This is a genomic window from Maritalea sp. YIW29 (assembly GCF_057219265.1).
Genome location: NZ_JBXVVF010000002.1, coordinates 435,223 through 454,646 on the forward strand (window position 1 = coordinate 435,223; position 19,424 = coordinate 454,646).

The window sequence follows — 19,424 nt, forward strand, 5'->3', positions numbered from 1 at the left end:
GCGAAGTTTAGCAGCCCCGTTTAATTATCTCGGTGCGCGTTTTGCCAGAATGCGCTGCAATGTTCTGCGGTGCATATTCAAACGCCGCGCCGTTTCAGAAACGTTGCGGTCGCATAATTCGTAAACCCGTTGAATATGTTCCCAACGGACCCGATCGGCGGACATTGGGTTTTCTGGTGGGTCGGCCTTTATTTCATCATCCGCCGCCATCAGGGCTTTAAACACATCGTCCGCGTCGGCTGGCTTTGCCAGATAATCCACAGCACCCAATTTCACCGCCGTCACAGCGGTGGCAATATTGCCGTACCCTGTCAGCACAACTGCACGTGCATCTGGACGCAATTCATTGAGGGTCGAAACTACCTGTAGCCCATTGCCGTCTTCCAGCCGCATATCAACAACCGCATAGGCGGGCGGATTAGATTTGACCTGCGCCATGCCAGCAGCAACGCTGTCAGCAACCCGCACGTCAAATCCGCGTTTTTGCATCGCCCGTTCAAGCCGTGTCAAAAATGGCTTGTCATCATCAACGAGCAACAAAGACAGATCTTTATCCATCAGTTCTTGTACACTGGTCATATATCTACCTCGCAATCACAAACTAAATCGCACTTTGTCGCGCGGCAATAGTTCATCTCATCTCCCCAGCCGGGAGCATATCGGACTTTTGGATTTCAATCACCTCTCGGGGCCAGTGTATATTGACGCAGGCATGTCCCTTTGCCGTCAAATTGGCAAACGCGATGTTAGCCCCTGCACGTTCAAGCAGTGTTTTCGCAATAAATACACCCAAACCTAACCCACCCGGTTCGGTTGGATCATGATCCACCAGTTCATCTTTGGGTCGTGTGGTCAAAAATGGTTCTCCTAAACGCGAAAGCATCTCCGGGGCAAAACCAGGTCCATCATCTTGAATGTTAATCGAAATTTGCTGGGCAGACCAATCAAGGTCAATTGTGACCTTTTGATCTGCAAAGTCGACGGCGTTTTCGATGAAATTACCCAGCCCATATATAAGGCCTGCATTGCGTGCAATATTGGGCTCATCACCCTTGCCCAATTTGTTCAGTTGAATATCAATGCCGAAAAATCGATGCGGCTCTGCAACTTCAGCCAGCAAATCCGACAAAGTGAGTTCGCTGAACGGGTTTTCCCCCGCATTTAAATTGCGCAATTTTTGCAAAATCGACCGGCAGCGCGCCGCTTGCTCAGAGATCAGTTCGAGATCCTTTTTCACCGATTCTGGATCATTAAGATCAGATAGTGCTTCTTTTCCCGCCAATGCGATTGTCGCCAATGGCGTGCCCAATTCGTGAGCGGCTGCGGCGGCCAATCCATCCAACGCGGTAATATGAGTTTCGCGGGCCAGCACCAGTTCGGTTGCGCTCAATGCATCTGCAAGCTGCCGGGCTTCGTGGGCAACTCTGTTGGTATAGGCTGAAATGAAAGCAACGCCGCAAACAATGCCAACCCAAATGCCAAATGTATATAATTCAGGGAACTGGATGGGGACCTGCGCATCCCAAGGCAACGCATAGTGAAAAAACCCCAAGATCGTCGCAATGATGACAGCTAATGCACTTAGGGCAACTGTCCATCTGAAACTCAATGTGGTGGCAGAGACCGAAATTGGTGCCAACAACAAAATTGAAAACGGGTTGGATAAGCCGCCCGTCAAATATAGTAGGCCGCCCAATTGAATTGAATCATAGGCCAACAGCGCGGCGGCATAGACCGAGCGAACGCGGAAGTTCGCAGGATATCTGATCAGCAAAATGACATTGAGCCATGCGGATAAGGCGATCAGTGTTAGGCACGCGCCCAAAGGCAAGCTGTAATTAAAGACGAAGGCAACAACCAGCACCCCGGCTGATTGACCAATGACCGCCAACCAGCGCAGACGGACGAGTGTTTCCAGGCGAAGACGGTGATGAGAGCCAATATTTTTGGCTGCGAGATTGTTCAGCATTGTAAATTTTCAACCAATTTTGGCCCATCAATACGCAATTGGCCCCATAATTCCTATGATATTTATACGAATGCGCGCCCGATTGGTTCAATTTTTGCGCATTTCAAGAGGTAATTTTCATTTTTTTGACGCTTGAAGCATGGGAGTTCGCCACCAAATATTGTGTATCGTTGATGAAGGAAGAAAAAATGAGCACAGCAGTTATTAAACCCCATTGGTCTCCACTTAACATTGCCCTAATGGTTTTGGGTTTTGTTTTCTTCTGGCCGCTTGGCCTTGCAATGCTTGCCTACATATTGTGGGGCGAACATTACGGTGGCTCTAGCGAAAAGGCAGAAAAGTGGATGAAAAACCAAAAATGTAAAATGAAAAGCCGTGGTGGTCGCGGTCGTGGTCGTTACAATGCGACAGGCAACGCAGCTTTTGACGAATATCGTGAAGCTGAAATCCGTCGCCTTGAAGAAGAGCGTATGCGTCTTGAGCAAGAACGCGCTGACTTCGAAGAGTTTTTGACCAGCCTACATATGGCACGTGACCGCGAAGAGTTCGATCGCTTTAAATCTGCACACAAAACAAAAAGCTTTGATGATGAGGCAGAGGCCGAAAAGCCTAAAAAGAAAAAGCGTGACGCGGACGACGAGTAAGCTTTAACCACCGCGCACTGGTGCGGTGGTCCTGTTTCTCCCCCGTCAGTTTCCCCTGACACCCCCGAAGGGCATCTGTCTTCACATAAGACAGGTGCCTTTTTTGTGCTCGCATATGATTGATTATGCCTTGCGTTTATGGGTTGTATTTCGCAAAATCCCCCCATGATCCTACACCAAATTCTCAATCCAATTCCTGACCAAACGCGCATCGAGGTTGAGGGCGTTGTTCATGAAATCGCTGTTCGCAAGAATCCCCGCGCCCGACGATATAGGATCACATTGGACAGCCGACATGGCATTGTCCTAACGGTGCCAAAATCTGGAAATTGGAAGGATGCAGAAGCCTTTTTGCAAAGCCAACACAATTGGCTGGCTGCCCGTCAGCACCATATTGTTGCGGCAAAATCCATCGAGGCGGGAATGACAATTCCACTACGGGGTACGGACACGCTTATTCAGAGCACCGGCAAATTGCGCGGCGTACCCAGCGTTGAGTTAGGTGACGCATTTCAAATTCTACATATGCCTGGCGATCCTGCCCATATTGGGCGGCGCACCAAAAATTGGCTGAAAAGCGAAGCCAAATCCGATCTGAGCGAACGTTCTTCTTTTCACGCACAGCAATTGGGTGTTCAATTCAAGTCCATTTCCATGCGCGATCAATCTACCCGTTGGGGATCTTGTTCCTCCAAAGGCAATCTCAACTACAATTGGCGGCTAATTCTGGCCCCCCAGTTCGTTCTTGATTATGTCGCAGCCCATGAAGTTGCGCATCTGATTGAAATGAACCACAGCCAAGCTTTTTGGGACCAAGTCCGGCGGACGCTACCCGATATGGAACGCGGCCGCGCTTGGTTGAAGGCCCATGGGCGAACATTGTTCGCATATCATTAGTCGCTTGCCGAATTATTGGTCGAAGAGTTTCAATCATCCTCACCACGCTGGGCTAATGCGCGCTAATCGCTCCACGCCTCGTTGCTCCAATCTATTGAACTAATCTCCAAAATTCTTCCGTTTGGTCGTTGACAATCGCTTCGATCAACTCTACATACCGATCGGTCGGTCTATACCATTGTCATTTTGTTGATTGCGGACGATGGAGGTGGATGCGGGTGGCGAGGCTGCGAAAACAACCACAAAATGGTGGAGAAGACGAAGATGGAATTTGAGGAAAAAATGAACGCGAGGCAGCGGCTGATGTTTGCCGCGTTTCAACTTTTCTTAAGAAGAGGCGTAGATGGTACTGGCGTTGAGGAAATCTTGAAACTTGCGGAAACCTCTCGGGGTGCACTTTACCATCACTTCGCCTCCAAAGACGCATTGTATGAAGCTGTCCTAGCGCATTACTTCTTGCAAAACTTCTCAGCATTTGACCACCACGCATTTGGCCAGCTCTCATTCGAGGATCAAAAAACAGCACTGATCGAAATGTTGGGCGCATTTCTTGTCGATTTCACGCGACAAAATGAGATCGAACTGTCTCGCTACTTCGCCTTATTTTTCGACAGTTTAAGTCGCTCTGCTACCTTCAAACGCACTATTCGCCAACATTACAAAAACCTCGCCGACGCACTAGGTCAACAAGCGCCAAGCCAAGAAACGGCTCGTGCCTTTCTGCGACAAATTGAAGGCGAAATCTATCTCTCAACGGTTTTTGATCGTGCGCCTGATTTTACAGCCAATTTGCCACATGGGGACAAGTAAATGGAACTTTATGCAAAAAAGGGAACATCTCATCCGCAGAAGGTCGCGATAACACTGTTTGAAATTGGACTTATTGGGGTTTCATATTTCCTCATGTTTGGCGGCGGTGATCAGTATATATCAAGCTATTTTGGTTGGCCCTTCTTGGAGCAAGCTCCTGAACGGCGCTGGATCATCCTAATTTTCTCGCTAGTCGTTTTGGTGCGAATGGCGGTCATGAAATTTTCGTTCTTGAAACGTCAAATGCCGTGGGCGGAAGTGTTTAGCGTGCCGATTGCCTATGCGATCTACTATGTTGGGTTTGCAATTTTGACCCTGCCAAATGCCGCCCCTCTGGGCATTGTCGACTGGATCGGCGTCGGTATCTTTTTGCTTGGAAGTATTTTGAATTCAACATCCGAATGGCAACGACATATCTTTAAAAATGACCCCGTAAACAAAGGCAAACTCTATACGAACGGCCTATTTAGTCTGTCGATGCACATCAATTTCTTCGGTGATGTTTTGTGGGTGCTGGGATACGCCATAATTGCTGGCCACTTTATTGGATATGGTGTTGCACTATTGCTTTTGGTGTTTTTTATGTTTTTCAACATCCCCAAATTGGACACTTATTTGCGCGAACGCTATGGCGAACCCTTTAAGGCCTATGAGGCCGACACAAAGAAGTTGATCCCATTCATTTGGTAAGGCTAGCGGTTGAATATGTCCGACAGGAGATCGCCAATTGATCGGCGCTGTGGCTGTTGCTGATTGTTTGCTTGTTGACCAATTTCCTGCAGCGGCGTTCGATCAAATCGGCCGTCGCCTCCCGGCAATTGGGCAACCGCCCAATTGGAGTGGGCCTTTTCCATAAAATCGCGCCAAATTTCCACAGGGAACGAACTGCCGCCCACTTTGTCTGTGGGGCTGCCATCATCATTCCCGAGCCAAACGCCGGTGACCAGCCGCGCCGAATATCCAACAAAAAGTGCGTCACGGTTTTTCTGCGACGTGCCTGTTTTGCCCCCAAGCGGCCAACTGCCAAAGGCGGCTTTTCGACCCGTGCCGACTTCGATGGCGTGGGACAGCATATCATTCATTTTGCCGACTGAATCTTGAGACATGACCGGCCCGGGCCCTGCGGGAATGTGCGAATAAAGCAATCTGCCGTCAGCCGTTTCGATGCGTGAGATCACATGGGCAATAACACCCTGACCGCCGTTGGAGAACGGCGCATAGGCGGCGGTCAGCTCCAACAATGAAATTTCAGGCGTGCCCAACGCAATGGAAGGCAAGGCTTGAAGGTTTGAAGAGATACCAAGTTTATAGGCGGTATTGACCACATTTTGAGGCCCCAATTCTATGGCGAGCTTTGCCGCTACAAGGTTTGAAGACTGGGCCAGTGCATCGCGCAACTGCATGCGCCCTTTGGCCTTGCCAGACGAATTTTCTGGGCTCCAGCCTTTGTAGGTGAAGGGCGTATCTTCAACGATGGTGTTGGGGGTATAGCCATTTTCCACCGCCGTTAGATAAACGAAGGGCTTGAAAGCAGAGCCCGGCTGGCGTTTTGCTGTCACTGCACGGTTATATTGGCTTTTTGTATAATCAGTGCCCCCAACAACGGATTGCACAGCCCCATCTGGGCGCATGGCGACCAAGGCGCCTTGGGAGAAATTGCGTTCTTCGCCATTTTTGCGAATGACCTCTTTGATCAAAAACTCTGCTTCTTTTTGCAGTTCCCAATCAATAGTGGTGTGCACCACAACGTCTTCTGTCACCGTACCCAGATAAGAATCCATCAAGGCTTCTACCCAATCGGCAACATAATATTCTGTGCCTGTTATCCGCGTGCGGATACGACGGTTTGGATCGATGGCAGCTGCTTCAGCCTCTTTTTGCGAGATGAATTCTTCTCGTGCCATCGCGTTCAAAACAAGACGCGCTCGTGCAGCGGCACCATCTGAATTTTTGTTCGGCGCCAGCCGCGAAGGGGCTTTGAGCACACCAGCAAGAATCGCCGCTTCGCCCAGAGATAGATTGCGGGCAGATTTGCCGAAATAGCGCTGGGTGGCGGCTTCGATGCCATAGGTCCCAGAACCAAAATACATTCGATTGAGATAGAGCTCCAAAATCTCTGTTTTGGAATAATTGTTCTCCAGCCAAATCGCGAGAAGCACTTCTTGGATTTTGCGGCCCGCTGTTTGATCAGGCGTTAGAAACAAGTTTTTTGCCACCTGTTGGGTAATGGTAGACCCACCATGACCGGAAAGCGGCATGCGGCCAGCGGACACGTTGATCCGCATGGCACCCAAAATGCCGATTGGGTCGAAACCCGGGTGATCATAAAAGCGCCGGTCCTCAATCGCCAAAACAGCGTTGGGGACATAGTGTGGCAATTCATGAATGGCGACGGCTTCGCCGCCCATTTTGCCCCGGTTTGAGATCAAACGGCCATCGGCTGCGACAATGCGAATGTTAGCCGGACGGTCCGGAATGGCCCAGGTATCGGCGGCCGGCAATTTCATACCGTAGTAAGCAACAATACCCGCGACAGCTATAATGCCCCAAACAGCCATCACACTGCCCCAATAAAACAGTTTGCCAAACAACCACCAAAAACCACGTTTCTGTTGTTTTTTGCGGGTTGGCTTTTTCCGTGCGGCAGTTCTTGGCTTCGCGGCCTTTGCTTTGGAGACCTTTGCCTTAGATTTTTTGGCCGCACTGCTGCGTGGCTTCTTCTTGCCACCGCCCACACGATCTTGCTGGGTCAAGCGTATGTCTGAATTTTTGTTGGTGGGTCGCTTTGCCAAGTTCATCGCTCACATAGTTTGGGTGGCTCTATATCCAACTTAAATGTGGCCGGTTTATGTGGCGTAAATTTTGACATGATTTTACGGCCAGCGGCCCAAGCCACTCGCCCAATTTTAAGTTTTCGGAGCGCGGAGCCGATTTTTGCTCAAAACGCGAAAGAATGTGGGGTGGGAGCGCAAAACGACCCCGCGCCATTGACCAAAGCCATATTGCTCAAGTGCCCCGGGGTGCTGAACCCTTCTATCCCCTTTGCATGCGCTCCATCAAAGCTGTTTAGTCAGCGGTTGGCTGACCATTCGATGATAATGAGAAACAGCTCCCATTAAGCGGCTTACAGATGCCTTCGGTGTCGGACTGGACAATTAAGCAATATGTGCTGCTGCAATGCGACCATCACAGCCAAGCCAAACTTTCACGACATCAAAGAATAATGTTCCACTGCCCGTCGGCAGCCGGTGGAATGTGAAAGCGCTTTGAGTATACAGGAAAAGTTTTGGGTGAGGATAAGTATTGTTTGATCGGGCCTTGCGCGCGTCGTTGAGCGCTCTATATTCCCCGAAAAGGCACCAACCACAGACGAGAAATTTCGATATGAGCGTTCAAATTCGACCCGCACGGGAAGATGACAGTGATCAAATATTGGAGGTGATGAACTCCACATTCAACCATACATGGCTGCCGGCATTGTCTGAAAAAGGCAAAGAGCACGCCAAGGGAATGGACGAGCGCCAACGTGAATATGTCGCAAACTATTGGGCTGACTTTTATGTCGCCGAGATCAACAATCAGGTCATCGGGATGGCCCATTGGTATGATAATTTTTTAGAAGCATTGCACGTATCGCACGCCCACCAAGGCGCAGGCGCGGGTGGCAAGTTGCTGGCACTCGCCGTCGGAGAAATTTCAAAATCTTATGATGAAGCGCGGCTAGAAACGGACACGTTTAACACCCAAGCACGTGGGTTTTACAAGAAACACGGGTTTGAGGAAGTGGACACTTATCCGGATGAAGAATGGCATAGCGGTTTTACGACGGTGCTGATGGTGCGGGCGTTGTAATTGTTGTGTACTTGCTCCGGCTGACTACGAATTCCAAATAGTCGACCTCTCCCTCCCTTCGTCACCCTCGGGCTTGACCCGAGGGTCCATGATGGTTTTCGGCTTTGTAGGACGACCGTGCCCCACGCAGATGTTGCGGAAAATTGACGTGCAGTATGGATCCTCGGGTCAAGCCCGAGGACGACGAGGAATGTAAAAAAGACTTTCAATCAAATCCAACTGCGGCACAACTTCTTGTTAGGCCATGCCCTGAGCGGAGCCGCGCGATGACTTTTTTCACGCCGCCGTAGCAAGCTAAGCTTGCTTCCCCGGCACCCCGTGCCAGCGCCAGCGAAAAATTCGCGCGACGTTTCGCGCGTCCCATCGGAGGGGCAGGATTTTGAATAGCACGGACACACTAGTGTGTAGTGCGTCATTCAAAATCCGGTGCGCCCCGCGAGATAAAACTAAGCGTCGATATTAGTGGCGCTTAGGGCGTTATTTTGGATGAACTCGCGGCGTGGTTCCACCAGATCACCCATCAGGCGGCTAAAGGTTTCGTCAGCAACGTCGCTTTCTTTAATATGCACTTGCAAGAGCGAGCGCACATTTGGATCAAGCGTTGTTTCCCAAAGCTGTTCTGGGTTCATTTCGCCCAAGCCCTTATAACGCTGCATGGTGATGCCTTTGCGCCCAAAGCTGGTGATCGCTTCGTAAAGCGAGAAGGGGCCGTAAATTTCTTCGCCATTGCCCTTGCGCTCAAACTTGGCGACGCCGACAAAAACATCAGCCACATCAGTGGCCAGTCGTTCTAGGTTTCGCGCATCTAGCGAATTGATCAATGACGGATCAAGGGTGTGGCGTTCTTCAACGCCGCGCACGATGCGGGCGAAGCTATAGCCGATCTGATCATCAAACGTGCCGGTCCAGCCTTTTTCGGTTTCTGCTGAAACCAAATTGAGACGTTCTGCCACTTCTTGAGCCATTGCGTTGGCTTTGGCTGGATCTTCCAATACGGCTTGGGCTAAAGCCCCGGTAATGGTGCATTGCTCAACTATTTGCCGGTTGTAGCGGGCGTTAAGCGCGTTGATGATATGCACCATATCGCGCGATTTCGAAACGATTTCGGCCAAGTCGTTGCCGCCCCTAGCAGCGCCTGCGCCAGTGGTCAGCACTGAATCTTCAAGCCCAACGGTCAGCAAATATTCTTCGCGTGCCCGTTCGTCTTTCAAATATTGTTCTGACTGTCCACGCCGCACTTTGTAAAGTGGGGGTTGGGCGATGTAGATATGACCGCGTTCCACCAATTCAGGCATTTGACGATAAAAGAAGGTCAGCAGCAAAGTTCGAATGTGAGAACCATCCACGTCCGCATCTGTCATGATGATGATTTTGTGGTAGCGAAGCTTTTCGATGTTAAATTCTTCGCGGCCGATTGAGGTGCCAAGCGCCATCACCAAATTGCCAATTTCTTGGCTGGATAGCATTTTATCGAACCGGGCACGTTCCACGTTCAAGATTTTACCACGCAAAGGCAAAACCGCTTGTGTGCCACGATCACGACCTTGGGACGCTGAGCCGCCCGCCGAATCACCCTCCACCAGGAAGAGTTCTGAAAGGGCGGGGTCTTTTTCCGAGCAATCTTTGAGTTTGCCAGCGAGATAAGACACATCAAGCGATGATTTACGGCGCGTTAGCTCGCGTGCCTTGCGTGCTGCCTCGCGTGCGGCAGCGGCTTCGGCCACTTTTGAAACAATTTGTTTGGCTTCTGCGGGATGTTCTTCAAACCACTGGTTTAGCCGCTCATTGACCACTGATTCAACAACTGGCCGGACTTCGGACGAAACAAGCTTGTCTTTGGTCTGGGATGAGAATTTAGGGTCCGGCACTTTCACTGAAAGAACGCAAGTTAGGCCTTCGCGAGTATCATCGCCGGTTGGCTGCACTTTTTCTTTTTTGAGGATGCCGCTTCTATCCGCATAGCCAATGACTTGGCGCGTTAGTCCGCCGCGCAAACCAGCAAGGTGGGTGCCGCCATCCCGCTGGGGGATATTGTTGGTGAAGCATAGGACATTTTCGTGGTAGCTATCGTTCCACCAAAAGGCCAATTCTACAGTAATGTCGTCTTTTTCGGCGGTAATATAGATCGGCGCTGCGATCATCGATTGCTTGGCTTTATCCAAGTAGCGCACGAACTCTTGCAAGCCGCCATCATAGTGAAGTTCTTGGGTCAATTCTTCAGGGTGGCGCTTGTCCGTTAGAATAATACGTACACCCGAATTCAAAAACGCCAGCTCGCGCAATCGATGCTCAAGCGTTGCATAGTCGAACTCAACCATGGTGAAGGTTTCGGACGACGGCATAAAGGTGATTTTTGTGCCTTTTTCGCCGCCAGAATCGCCGACTTTGGCCAGCGGCGCATCAGGTACGCCATGGGTAAAGCGCATCCGGTGATGTTCGCCATCGCGCTTAATGTCCATTTCAAGCCAAACCGAAAGCGCGTTAACAACGGAAACGCCCACGCCGTGCAAACCGCCAGAAACTTTATAGGAGTTGCTATCGAACTTACCACCAGCGTGCAGCTGGGTCATGATCAGTTCAGCGGCTGAAACGCCTTCTTCTTCATGAATACCAGTTGGGATGCCGCGGCCGTTATCGGTTACTGAAACCGAACCGTCTGCATTAATGGTGACCGTTACATAATCTGCATGACCAGCCAGTGCTTCATCAATCGCGTTGTCGACAACTTCGTACACCATATGATGCAATCCGGACCCGTCGTCCGTATCGCCAATATACATGCCAGGTCGCTTGCGCACCGCATCTAGGCCTTTAAGAACCTTAATGCTATCCGCACCATAATCGCCATTTTCAGGAACTGTGTTTTCGTCGCTCATTTGCACCGAATCATTTTCAATTAAACTTACCTATTTCTAGACTTTTTTTGCCTGAAACCAAAGCGTTCAGCGCTCATTTCACCAATTGGACAGCTAAACAGACCCATTGCAGCTAAGATCAGGGATTAATGGGGGTTAAAAGGGCCTCATCGACCCGAAAAAACTGCGCATCTCCGGCTAAAGCGTCAAACAGAATTTGGTCTGTGCCAGTCATCCAACATTGTGTGCCCAACGCATTGAGCAGTGAAAAGAGCGAAGCCCGTCGATCAGCGTCCAAATGGGCCGCAATTTCGTCCAGCAACAGCAGCGGCGAAATACCTGTCATTTGCTTCACAAGACGCGCCTGCGCCATTATGAGGCCCACAAGAAGCGCTTTTTGCTCGCCCGTTGAGCAAATGCTCGCGGGCACTTGCTTGTCCGTGTTGGTGATCAAAATATCGGTGCGATGGGGCCCGACGGTTGTGCGCCCGGCGGCGCGGTCGAGATGTCGCCTCTGGCGCCATAACTCAATATAGGCTTCTTCGAGTTCTGTTGAGGTTTGAAATTCGCCAACTGCTTCTTGGCTCTCAATTTCTAGATGGGCTGAGGGGAAACCAGTATCACCTTCTAAACGCAGCAATTCGTTGAGATGGGCAATTGTATCAAGGCGCGAAAAATGCATCGCGGACGCATGGGCGGCCATCTGTACTTCAATAGCTGACGCCCAAGCGGGGTCACCATTTTCGTCCAACAATTTGTTGCGTTGCCGCATTGCCTTTTCGAATTGGGAAACCTCAGCCCCGTGACCAGGGATCAGGGCCAAAACTAAGCGATCAAAAAACCGGCGACGATCTGCGGCAGGACCAGTGAACAGACCATCTTGAGCCGGCGTTAGCCAAAGAATGCGCAAATATTCGCCAAGTTGATCGACGGTTTTTGCTGCAGCGCCATTTATCTTTACCCGGCGACCAGAATTACTTTCAGCTTCCAAACCTGTACCCAAATCAACCGTGCCGTAAACGGTTTCTACGCTCGCCGCCACCGCCCAACTGCCAATGCCATTATGCAATGCCAATGTATCAAAACTTGCGCGACGCAAACCGCGTCCGGGCGCAAGCAGTGAAATCGCTTCAAGGAGATTGGTTTTCCCCGCGCCATTTGGCCCCGTCAGCACCACATGGCTGTCGTTCGGGTCCAAAGCAGCACTGGCATAATTGCGAAAATTTGAAAGCCGCAACCGGGAAATAAAGTGGCTTGGCGTTTGGCGTATACCCGCCATGAACAACGACCCCTTTGGCGCTAAACACGCATCGGCATCAGAACATAGAGCGCGTCATCGTCATTTTCCGATTGAACGATGGTTGGCGATCCTGCATCTGAAAGCATGAAGATCGCTGTTTCCGAACGCACCTGATCGATAATATCCAAAAGGTAACGGGCATTAAAGCCGATTTCAAATCCATCATCTTCAAATTCGATAGGCAGTTCTTCGCGAGCCGTGCCGTGATCTGGATTTGTTACGCTCATTTCCAACAGGCCATTGCCAATGGCCAACTTTACAGCCTTGCCACCCCGGTCTGACGCAATGGTCGACACGCGATCAACCGCCTGTTTGAAAGTTCCCGTATCGACGGTTAGGCGCTTATCGTTGTTTTGAGGGATAACCCGCTCATAATCTGGGAACGTGCCTTCGATCAATTTGGACAGAAGAACAACGCCACCAACCTCGATCCGAATTTTGGTTTCCGACAGTTCAATGGCCACATCTTCATCATCGCCAGACAAGAGCTTTTGCACTTCAGCAACTGTTTTGCGCGGCACAATGATCGAAGGCATGCCTTGTGACCCATCAGGCGCTGAAACTTGAGCGCGGGCCAATCGGTGACCGTCTGTTGCGACAGCCCGCATGATCACGGCTCCACCATCATCCATGGTGTGAAAGAAAATGCCGTTTAGATAATATCGGGTTTCTTCGCTCGAAATGGCGAACTGTGTGCAATCGATCAGTTGGCGCAGCGCGCCTGATTTAATTGCGAATTTGTGTGAGAAATCGCCGGACTTTAAGTCCGGGAACCCGTCCGCACCCAAACAGGTCAAATTAAACTTTGAACGACCCGATGTGATGGCCATCTGCTCGCCAGCACCATCAACTTCAATATTGACTTCTGCGCCATCTGAGAGCTTGCGGACAATTTCATAGAGCGTATGGGCGGGCACTGTCGTGGTGCCGGGCGTGCCCACCATTGCAGGCACCGATTCGGTGACTTCAATGTCCAAATCCGTTGCGCGTAGTTGCAAGCTGCCATCGCTAGCATTGAGCAGAACATTTGAAAGAATTGGGTAGGTTGTGCGGCGCTCAACAACACGATGCACATGGCCGAGTGATTTCAAAAGGTGATTTCTCTCAAGCGTAACTTTCATTGATGTCTACTCCCGGTATCTCTTCGCTGCTTTTGGTGCAGCTTATACGTCTCACACCCAATGCGGGGACAAGGAAAATGACCTTTTGCAGACCAAAAGGCAAGGAAAAAGGGCCCGATATTCGCGATTATGAACCAGCTATTTCATTATCTTATCAATAGCCGACTTGTAAAGCGAAGCATTGATCCTATATTGATATCAATATGATATCAGTTTTGGAGTTTTACAATGAATGAAAAAGAAGCATGGTCAATTTCCGGCTATCCAATGATCGGCGTGTTAGCGCTTTGGGTTGCGGGCGCATTTTATGCCTTTGTCAATGGCATTGTTACTGACGGTGGTCCCCTATTTGTTGTCCCGCCATTGATTTTGGGTGTTGTCGTTTCCGCAATTATTATTGCTGGTTTCGTGATGGTGCAGCCAAAAGAGTCTCGCGTTATTGTGTTGTTTGGGGCCTATAATGGCACATTGAAAAAACAAGGTCTGAGGTGGATCGTCCCGTTTTGCCATCCGCGTATCCCCGTATCGTTGCGCCTGCGCAATTTTGAAAGCGGCAAAAACAAGGTCAATGACGCCAACGGCAACCCAATCGAGATCGCTGCAATCGTTGTTTGGCGCGTTACGGACACGGCTGAGGCGACCTTTGAAGTGGATAATTACAAAGACTTCGTTGCCGTTCAATCAGAAGCAGCGGTGCGCACGCTTGCGAGTAGATACGCCTATGATTTGAAGGATAGTGAGGAGAATGACGTCGTCTCTCTCAGAGCGAACCCGACTGAGGTGGCAGAAATGCTGCAACATGAAATTCAGGATCGTTTGCAAAAGGCTGGGGTTGAAGTGGTGGAAGCGCGGATTTCCCATTTGGCTTACGCACAAGAAATTGCCGCCGCCATGTTGCAACGTCAGCAGGCCAGCGCCATTGTTGATGCGCGTGAAAAGATTGTTGAGGGCGCGGTTGGCATGGTGGAAATGGCGCTTCATCAACTAAGCGAACGCGAGGTGGTGGAATTGGATGATGAACGCAAGGCAGCGATGGTTTCCAACCTATTGGTTGTTCTGTGCGGTCAACACGACGCTCAGCCCGTGGTCAATACAGGCAGCCTTTACTAGGGGATCGAAATGCCGTCAAAAAAAGCATTCGCTTTAAGGGTTTCACCTCAAGTAATGGATGCGATGCAGCGATGGGCCGATGACGATCTGCGTAGTTTAAACGCGCAGATCGAATATGTATTGCGCGATGCCTTGGTGAAATCTGGACGCGTTAAGTTGGTGCAGCGCACCATCACCGAAGTTGTTGAAGCCAAAAAAGATTAAACAAAAGCCCCTTTGTCATGAAGACAAAGGGGCTAGATATCTACGCATTGAAGGATGCTGTTATCAGTCTTCAATCATGCGCTTAAGCAATTCAACTTCTTGGGCGAACCCATTGTCCTCAGACATAAGCTGTTCGACCTTACGCACAGCGTGCAATACCGTTGTGTGATCACGATTGCCAAACCGGCGGCCGATCTCTGGCAATGACCGTGATGTCAGCATTTTTGACAAATACATTGCGATTTGACGAGGACGTACCACGGAACGAGACCGGCGCGACGATAGCAAATCTGGCTTGGACACTTTGAAGTGTTTGGCGACCATTATTTGGATTTCATCGATCTTGATACGACGGCTATCGCGAGCCCTCATTAAGTCGTGCAAGGCCTTTTCTGCCAATTCAACTGTTACTGGTTCACCCGTAAGTTGGTTCGCCGCCACAAGGCGATTTACGGACCCATCAAGGTCGCGGCCATGGGAGATGACTTTGCGGGCGACATAGTCCAAAACTTGGGGAGGAATATGTAGACCAGGATATTTGGCGATTGCTTGTTCGGCGCGTTTTTGAACGATCGCCCGACGCAAATCTTCGTCCAATGAACGGATCGGCACAACAAGTCCACCAGACAGGCGAGAGCGCAGACGCTCGTCAAGCATGTCCAGACCACTTGGCGGCGCGTCACCGGCAACAACAACTTGTTTCGCACCGGTCAATAGAGCGCTCAGCGCCTGACCAAATTCGGTAACGGATTTACCCTGCAGGAACTGCATGTCGTCGATCAATAGAACGTCGATACCGCGCAGCCATTCTTTAAAACTAATGGCCGATTGGCGCTGAACCGCTGAGATAAAATGATACATGAAATGATCGGCTGTAAGATAAACCACATTACGTGATTTATCCGCACCGCCAGCTGCCCAAGCAATCGCGTTGAGCAGGTGAGACTTGCCCAACCCAACAGACGAGTGAAGATAGACCGGATTAAAGGTCACCGTGTTTTGCGCCACGGCTTGCGCAACTTGCTTTGCCGCAGCCAATGCCATCTCGTTGGCAGCACCAGCCACAAATGTATCAAATGTTAGTTTGGGGTCCAATGCAGAGCCGGACAACGCATCGCCCTGTTTTACCCGTGCATTATGTTTGGCCCCTGTTCGGATGGTCGCAGAGACCGAAGGCCGTGTATTTTGTTCTTCTGGGGTATCTTCGGGTTTAGCAGCTGATTTGCTTTCGACCTTACCATTGACGCGCACTGTAATTTGCAGCGTTTGAATGGGCTGATTTTCGCCCTGGAAAGCCTCAATAATTCGGTCTTGGTAATTTGATAAAATCCACGAGCAAAGAAACCGAGTGGGGACAGAGAGATGTGCGAGTTCGCCGTCAATTTCGACCAATTCTAATCGTGCAAACCAAGAATTAAAGACATCTTCGCCAACGCCCGCCCAAAGACGTTTTTTTACACGTGCCCACAATTGAGCGTGGTCGCCCCCGTTATTCGCCATAAATTCAACGCCCCGATTTTTTGCTGTCGCAGCCAGATGTTTCTCATCATCATTTTTTTCTCGCGCCAGCATTGTTGTTTGATCCATTTTTGCCTCTTTTTAATTGATCAACGCACGACCGCATTTATGCGCGTTGATCAGCTGATCATTTCAATCAGACAAACCCCTAGCGTCCGCTGAAATACTTCAGCGTGTGCTATACTACTTTTACTTTGAGAATGACGCAGAGCGCGTCGGTCTACTTAACTGCCGAACTTACAATAAATCTGGCTAGCTTTGACTTGGTGCAGGTCTAGAATGGAAACTTGTATAAAATTGGCGCTCGCGCCCGTTCCATGTCGCACTCATAGTCATTGCCCCCGTTTCATTTAAGCGACGATTGTTTCAAGAAACGTTCGCCGCCAGTACTCTTATCAACAGGGTCATTTTAGACCTATTGGGAGCGCGGTTTCAACAGGGGAATCATGGAAAAAGTCCCTTGACTCTGGTGCTCAGTTTTGGGTTGGCGGCTTGGCGAGAATCTGTGCTTTCTTAAGAGATTGGATTTGTTGAATGATTCAAATTTCAAGTGAAAAATGTGCGAATAAAAAAAATTTACTTTTTGTTAAGGATCAGCCGACTTTGCCTCGTTTGGAGCAAAAATCGCGACTTCCTGCGAATGCCATAACCGTTTGAAATACAAATACTATTTAACACCTCGTTTCAATGATGTGTCAATTTTATGAATGGTTTCAAAGGGTTCAATATTTGCCTACTCGCGGCAGTCGACCATAAAAAATTTCGCAACAATCAAACTAGATATTCGAACAAGCTCAGCAAACGATGTGCGCTAAAACACAAAAAAACCGCCCATAAAGGGCGGCTTTAAAACTTTTCAATCGAACCAGCTAAACCGCTTACGCGCTTATCGCTTTAATCCGATTTGAAAGGCGTGAGATTTTGCGCGAAGCATTGTTCTTATGAAGAATGCCTTTTTGCGCAGCACGCATGATTTCTGGCTGGGCAGCCTGCAAAGCTGTTTTTGCTTCATCGCCGTTACCAGCGCTGATTGCTTCTTCAACTTTACGGATAAATGTGCGCATGCGCGAACGACGTGTTTTGTTCACTTCGGTGCGGCGCTCAATTTTGCGAACGGCTTTTTTTGCCGATGGAGTATTGGCCATGTGGTCCTCTTTAATGCCTATTCACATCCATGTCCGTTGACATCATGTGAAATAAAAGCGGCGGCACCTAAGGCCGCCAGAAACTACGTTGGGCGGTTTATAGGTCGAACTTTAGTTTTGGTCAATAGGAAATGAGCGCGAAATTGCCCGCAAAACCCTTGTGGAAGAGTCTTTTGCGCCTACTCCCTAACTAATGTTGGCAGTTAGGGCAATAAAAGGTGGAGCGACCCGATTGAGTGATGCGCGAAATGGTTCCATTACAGTCTGGCTTTAAGCATGATTCACCCTCTCGCCCATAGGTTTTGAACCTGTGCTGAAAATAGCCCAACTCGCCATCCGCGTGTTTAAAATCTCTCAACGTCGACCCGCCTGCCAATATGGCTTGGTTCAAGACGTCAACGATGGCAACGGCCAGCAATTCCAACGGCTTTTTAGGATCCCCATTTTTGCCCACGAGAATACCGACGGGCCGTTTTGGATCGATCTGCGCCATATATAGAGCCTCGCAAACATATATATTGCCCAAGCCCGCGACATTTTTTTGATCCAGCAACGCGGATTTTATCGGCGTCTTCTTGTTTTGAAATCTTTGGGCGAGATGTTTTGCGCTGAATTGATTGCCTAAAGGTTCAGGGCCCATATTCGCGAAATGGGGGCAGGATTCTTCTTCGGCAAACAGGTCCATATAGCCGAAACGACGTGGGTCATTATATATAATGTCTACGCGACCCTTTTGCGGATGCTCAATTTCTAGAATCACATGGTCATGTTTTTGGGCGGCGAGTGGCACGTATTTTCGACTGCCGCCTTCGATCAATTCAGCATTGATTTTAAAACTGCCGCTCATGCCCAAATGGGCCAGCATATTCTGACCGGAGGCAAGCGGCACGATGAGGTATTTTGCGCGACGTCGAAGTTGACCGATAACTTGCCCTTCCAGCTTTGATTGAAATTGATCTGGAAACGGAAACCGTAAATTTGGGCGATTAAGGGTCACGCGCGAAATCAGGCCGCCATCCATAAAGGGGGCAAGACCATTTTTGACCGTTTCGACTTCGGGCAGTTCGGGCAAAGTTCTATTTCCTTTAGTGGTCGTTAGGCTGACAAGCCCAGTAATTAATGTCGCACCTTCAACCATGGAAATGATTTAGCGCATGGGATAAGGTGCGCCAACATTGCTGATTTGCAAATGCCAATAAAGAAGTGTCCATAGATAAGTGACCAAAAAGATGAGCGAAGCGCAACAAACAACCCACTTTGGTGAACGCGAAGTCCCGTTGGAAGAAAAACAGGGGCTGGTGAATGACGTCTTTCATAAAGTCGCTGATCGCTATGACTTGATGAATGATTTGATGAGCGGTGGTTTGCACCGGGTTTGGAAAGACGCATTTGTCGCCAAGCTCGCGCCCCCCAAAAGCGGAAACCGCCCCTATGCGGTGCTCGATATGGCTGGCGGCACTGGTGATATTGCCCAGCGGATCAAAAATGCCTCGCATGGTTATGCCCAAATCACCGTCTCAGACATCAATTCAGACATGTTGCGGGTTGGTGCAGAACGGGCAAAAAATTGGCGCTATCAAGATGGGGTTGAGTTTATTGAGGCAAATGCCGAGGAATTGCCGTTCGAAGACAGCCAATTTGATGCCTACACCATTGCATTTGGCATTCGCAACGTACCGCAAATCGACAAAGCATTGCGTGAAGCACATCGCGTTCTAAAACGCGGCGGTCGATTGATGGTTCTCGAGTTTTCCGAAGTTGATGTTCCTGGCCTTGATAAGGTCTATGATTTATTTTCTGACCATGTGATTCCGCCGGTTGGCGAAGTGGTCACCGGCGATGCACAACCCTACCAATATTTGGTGGAGAGCATTCGCAAGTTCCCAAAACCTGATCAGTTCTGTTCGATGATTGAAGGCGCAGCGTTTTCCCGGGTTACTCACCATCCGCTCACCGGCAATATCGCCTGCATCCATTCTGGCTGGAAAATCAAATAGGC

General features: G+C 49.8%; 17 protein-coding genes. 8 read left to right on the forward strand and 9 right to left on the reverse strand.

What is annotated here, in order from left to right; all coding sequences use genetic code 11:
• Positions 1 to 24: 24 nt before the first annotated feature.
• Both AC2D8L_RS11220 and AC2D8L_RS11225 read right to left on the reverse strand, forming a co-directional pair.
• Positions 25 to 579, reverse strand: coding sequence for an ActR/PrrA/RegA family redox response regulator transcription factor (locus AC2D8L_RS11220; RefSeq protein ID WP_484685570.1), 555 nt, complete (start codon positions 577 to 579; stop codon positions 25 to 27).
• 52 nt (positions 580 to 631) lie between these two features.
• Positions 632 to 1,969 (reverse strand): ActS/PrrB/RegB family redox-sensitive histidine kinase, encoded by a 1,338-nt coding sequence (locus tag AC2D8L_RS11225; RefSeq protein ID WP_484685571.1) that lies wholly within the window; start codon positions 1,967 to 1,969, stop codon positions 632 to 634.
• Between the two features lie 188 nt (positions 1,970 to 2,157).
• Between AC2D8L_RS11225 and AC2D8L_RS11230 the strand changes: the two genes are divergently transcribed.
• The 4 genes from AC2D8L_RS11230 to AC2D8L_RS11245 all read left to right on the forward strand — a co-directional run bounded on the left by AC2D8L_RS11230 (position 2,158) and on the right by AC2D8L_RS11245 (position 5,010).
• Entirely contained in the window at positions 2,158 to 2,613 is a 456-nt protein-coding gene (locus tag AC2D8L_RS11230; protein ID WP_484685572.1) for a DUF2852 domain-containing protein, read from the forward strand.
• A gap of 165 nt (positions 2,614 to 2,778) precedes the next feature.
• Positions 2,779 to 3,510 carry a M48 family metallopeptidase gene (locus tag AC2D8L_RS11235; RefSeq protein ID WP_484685573.1) on the forward strand — a complete coding sequence of 244 codons (732 nt, stop codon included), beginning with the start codon at positions 2,779 to 2,781 and terminating at the stop codon, positions 3,508 to 3,510.
• A 264-nt stretch (positions 3,511 to 3,774) separates the two neighbouring features.
• Positions 3,775 to 4,320, forward strand: a complete 546-nt coding sequence (locus AC2D8L_RS11240; protein ID WP_484685574.1) for a TetR/AcrR family transcriptional regulator — start codon at positions 3,775 to 3,777, stop codon at positions 4,318 to 4,320.
• Positions 4,321 to 5,010 (forward strand): DUF1295 domain-containing protein, encoded by a 690-nt coding sequence (locus AC2D8L_RS11245; RefSeq protein WP_484685575.1) that lies wholly within the window; start codon positions 4,321 to 4,323, stop codon positions 5,008 to 5,010. It abuts the gene before it with no gap.
• 2 nt (positions 5,011 to 5,012) lie between these two features.
• Here the strand turns inward: AC2D8L_RS11245 and AC2D8L_RS11250 are convergent, their stop codons facing one another.
• Positions 5,013 to 7,073, reverse strand: a complete 2,061-nt coding sequence (locus AC2D8L_RS11250; RefSeq protein ID WP_484685576.1) for a transglycosylase domain-containing protein — start codon at positions 7,071 to 7,073, stop codon at positions 5,013 to 5,015.
• A gap of 631 nt (positions 7,074 to 7,704) precedes the next feature.
• Between AC2D8L_RS11250 and AC2D8L_RS11255 the strand changes: the two genes are divergently transcribed.
• Entirely contained in the window at positions 7,705 to 8,172 is a 468-nt protein-coding gene (locus AC2D8L_RS11255) for a GNAT family N-acetyltransferase (RefSeq protein WP_484685577.1), read from the forward strand.
• A gap of 446 nt (positions 8,173 to 8,618) precedes the next feature.
• Here the strand turns inward: AC2D8L_RS11255 and gyrB are convergent, their stop codons facing one another.
• The 3 genes from gyrB to dnaN form a co-directional block, all read right to left on the reverse strand.
• Positions 8,619 to 11,048 (reverse strand): DNA topoisomerase (ATP-hydrolyzing) subunit B, encoded by a 2,430-nt coding sequence (gene gyrB, locus AC2D8L_RS11260; RefSeq protein ID WP_484685578.1) that lies wholly within the window; start codon positions 11,046 to 11,048, stop codon positions 8,619 to 8,621.
• Between the two features lie 118 nt (positions 11,049 to 11,166).
• Positions 11,167 to 12,306, reverse strand: a complete 1,140-nt coding sequence (gene recF, locus AC2D8L_RS11265; RefSeq protein ID WP_484685579.1) for a DNA replication/repair protein RecF — start codon at positions 12,304 to 12,306, stop codon at positions 11,167 to 11,169.
• A gap of 20 nt (positions 12,307 to 12,326) precedes the next feature.
• Entirely contained in the window at positions 12,327 to 13,448 is a 1,122-nt protein-coding gene (gene dnaN, locus AC2D8L_RS11270) for a DNA polymerase III subunit beta (RefSeq protein ID WP_484685580.1), read from the reverse strand.
• Positions 13,449 to 13,676: 228 nt separating this feature from the next.
• Between dnaN and AC2D8L_RS11275 the strand changes: the two genes are divergently transcribed.
• Together AC2D8L_RS11275 and AC2D8L_RS11280 are read left to right on the forward strand one after the other, a co-directional pair.
• On the forward strand, positions 13,677 to 14,558 hold the full coding sequence (locus tag AC2D8L_RS11275) for an SPFH domain-containing protein (protein WP_484685581.1): 882 nt from the start codon (positions 13,677 to 13,679) through the stop codon (positions 14,556 to 14,558).
• Between the two features lie 9 nt (positions 14,559 to 14,567).
• The gene (locus AC2D8L_RS11280) at positions 14,568 to 14,762 is read left to right on the forward strand and encodes a type II toxin-antitoxin system antitoxin (protein WP_484685582.1); all 195 of its coding nucleotides are present in this window, start codon (positions 14,568 to 14,570) and stop codon (positions 14,760 to 14,762) included.
• A 63-nt stretch (positions 14,763 to 14,825) separates the two neighbouring features.
• Here AC2D8L_RS11280 and dnaA read toward each other — a convergent pair whose 3' ends face one another.
• The 3 genes from dnaA to mutM all read right to left on the reverse strand — a co-directional run bounded on the left by dnaA (position 14,826) and on the right by mutM (position 18,497).
• Positions 14,826 to 16,262, reverse strand: a complete 1,437-nt coding sequence (dnaA, locus tag AC2D8L_RS11285; RefSeq protein WP_484686395.1) for a chromosomal replication initiator protein DnaA — start codon at positions 16,260 to 16,262, stop codon at positions 14,826 to 14,828.
• A gap of 896 nt (positions 16,263 to 17,158) precedes the next feature.
• The gene (gene rpsT / locus AC2D8L_RS11290; RefSeq protein ID WP_484685583.1) at positions 17,159 to 17,425 is read right to left on the reverse strand and encodes a 30S ribosomal protein S20; all 267 of its coding nucleotides are present in this window, start codon (positions 17,423 to 17,425) and stop codon (positions 17,159 to 17,161) included.
• Between the two features lie 190 nt (positions 17,426 to 17,615).
• Positions 17,616 to 18,497, reverse strand: a complete 882-nt coding sequence (gene mutM, locus AC2D8L_RS11295) for a bifunctional DNA-formamidopyrimidine glycosylase/DNA-(apurinic or apyrimidinic site) lyase (RefSeq protein WP_484686396.1) — start codon at positions 18,495 to 18,497, stop codon at positions 17,616 to 17,618.
• Between the two features lie 157 nt (positions 18,498 to 18,654).
• Between mutM and ubiE the strand changes: the two genes are divergently transcribed.
• On the forward strand, positions 18,655 to 19,422 hold the full coding sequence (gene ubiE / locus AC2D8L_RS11300; RefSeq protein ID WP_484685584.1) for a bifunctional demethylmenaquinone methyltransferase/2-methoxy-6-polyprenyl-1,4-benzoquinol methylase UbiE: 768 nt from the start codon (positions 18,655 to 18,657) through the stop codon (positions 19,420 to 19,422).
• Positions 19,423 to 19,424 lie beyond the last annotated feature (2 nt).

Bases quoted from the DNA above. Each gene is read 5' to 3' on its own strand.
- AC2D8L_RS11220 (WP_484685570.1), bottom strand. From the start codon at position 579: ATGACCAGTGTACAAGAACTGATGGATAAAGATCTGTCTTTGTTGCTC.
- AC2D8L_RS11225 (WP_484685571.1), bottom strand. From the start codon at position 1,969: ATGCTGAACAATCTCGCAGCCAAAAATATTGGCTCTCATCACCGTCTT.
- AC2D8L_RS11230 (WP_484685572.1), top strand. From the start codon at position 2,158: ATGAGCACAGCAGTTATTAAACCCCATTGGTCTCCACTTAACATTGCC.
- AC2D8L_RS11235 (WP_484685573.1), top strand. From the start codon at position 2,779: ATGATCCTACACCAAATTCTCAATCCAATTCCTGACCAAACGCGCATC.
- AC2D8L_RS11240 (WP_484685574.1), top strand. From the start codon at position 3,775: ATGGAATTTGAGGAAAAAATGAACGCGAGGCAGCGGCTGATGTTTGCC.
- AC2D8L_RS11245 (WP_484685575.1), top strand. From the start codon at position 4,321: ATGGAACTTTATGCAAAAAAGGGAACATCTCATCCGCAGAAGGTCGCG.
- AC2D8L_RS11255 (WP_484685577.1), top strand. From the start codon at position 7,705: ATGAGCGTTCAAATTCGACCCGCACGGGAAGATGACAGTGATCAAATA.
- gyrB (WP_484685578.1), bottom strand. From the start codon at position 11,048: ATGAGCGACGAAAACACAGTTCCTGAAAATGGCGATTATGGTGCGGAT.
- recF (WP_484685579.1), bottom strand. From the start codon at position 12,306: ATGGCGGGTATACGCCAAACGCCAAGCCACTTTATTTCCCGGTTGCGG.
- dnaN (WP_484685580.1), bottom strand. From the start codon at position 13,448: ATGAAAGTTACGCTTGAGAGAAATCACCTTTTGAAATCACTCGGCCAT.
- AC2D8L_RS11275 (WP_484685581.1), top strand. From the start codon at position 13,677: ATGAATGAAAAAGAAGCATGGTCAATTTCCGGCTATCCAATGATCGGC.
- AC2D8L_RS11280 (WP_484685582.1), top strand. From the start codon at position 14,568: ATGCCGTCAAAAAAAGCATTCGCTTTAAGGGTTTCACCTCAAGTAATG.
- dnaA (WP_484686395.1), bottom strand. From the start codon at position 16,262: ATGGCGAATAACGGGGGCGACCACGCTCAATTGTGGGCACGTGTAAAA.
- rpsT (WP_484685583.1), bottom strand. From the start codon at position 17,425: ATGGCCAATACTCCATCGGCAAAAAAAGCCGTTCGCAAAATTGAGCGC.
- ubiE (WP_484685584.1), top strand. From the start codon at position 18,655: ATGAGCGAAGCGCAACAAACAACCCACTTTGGTGAACGCGAAGTCCCG.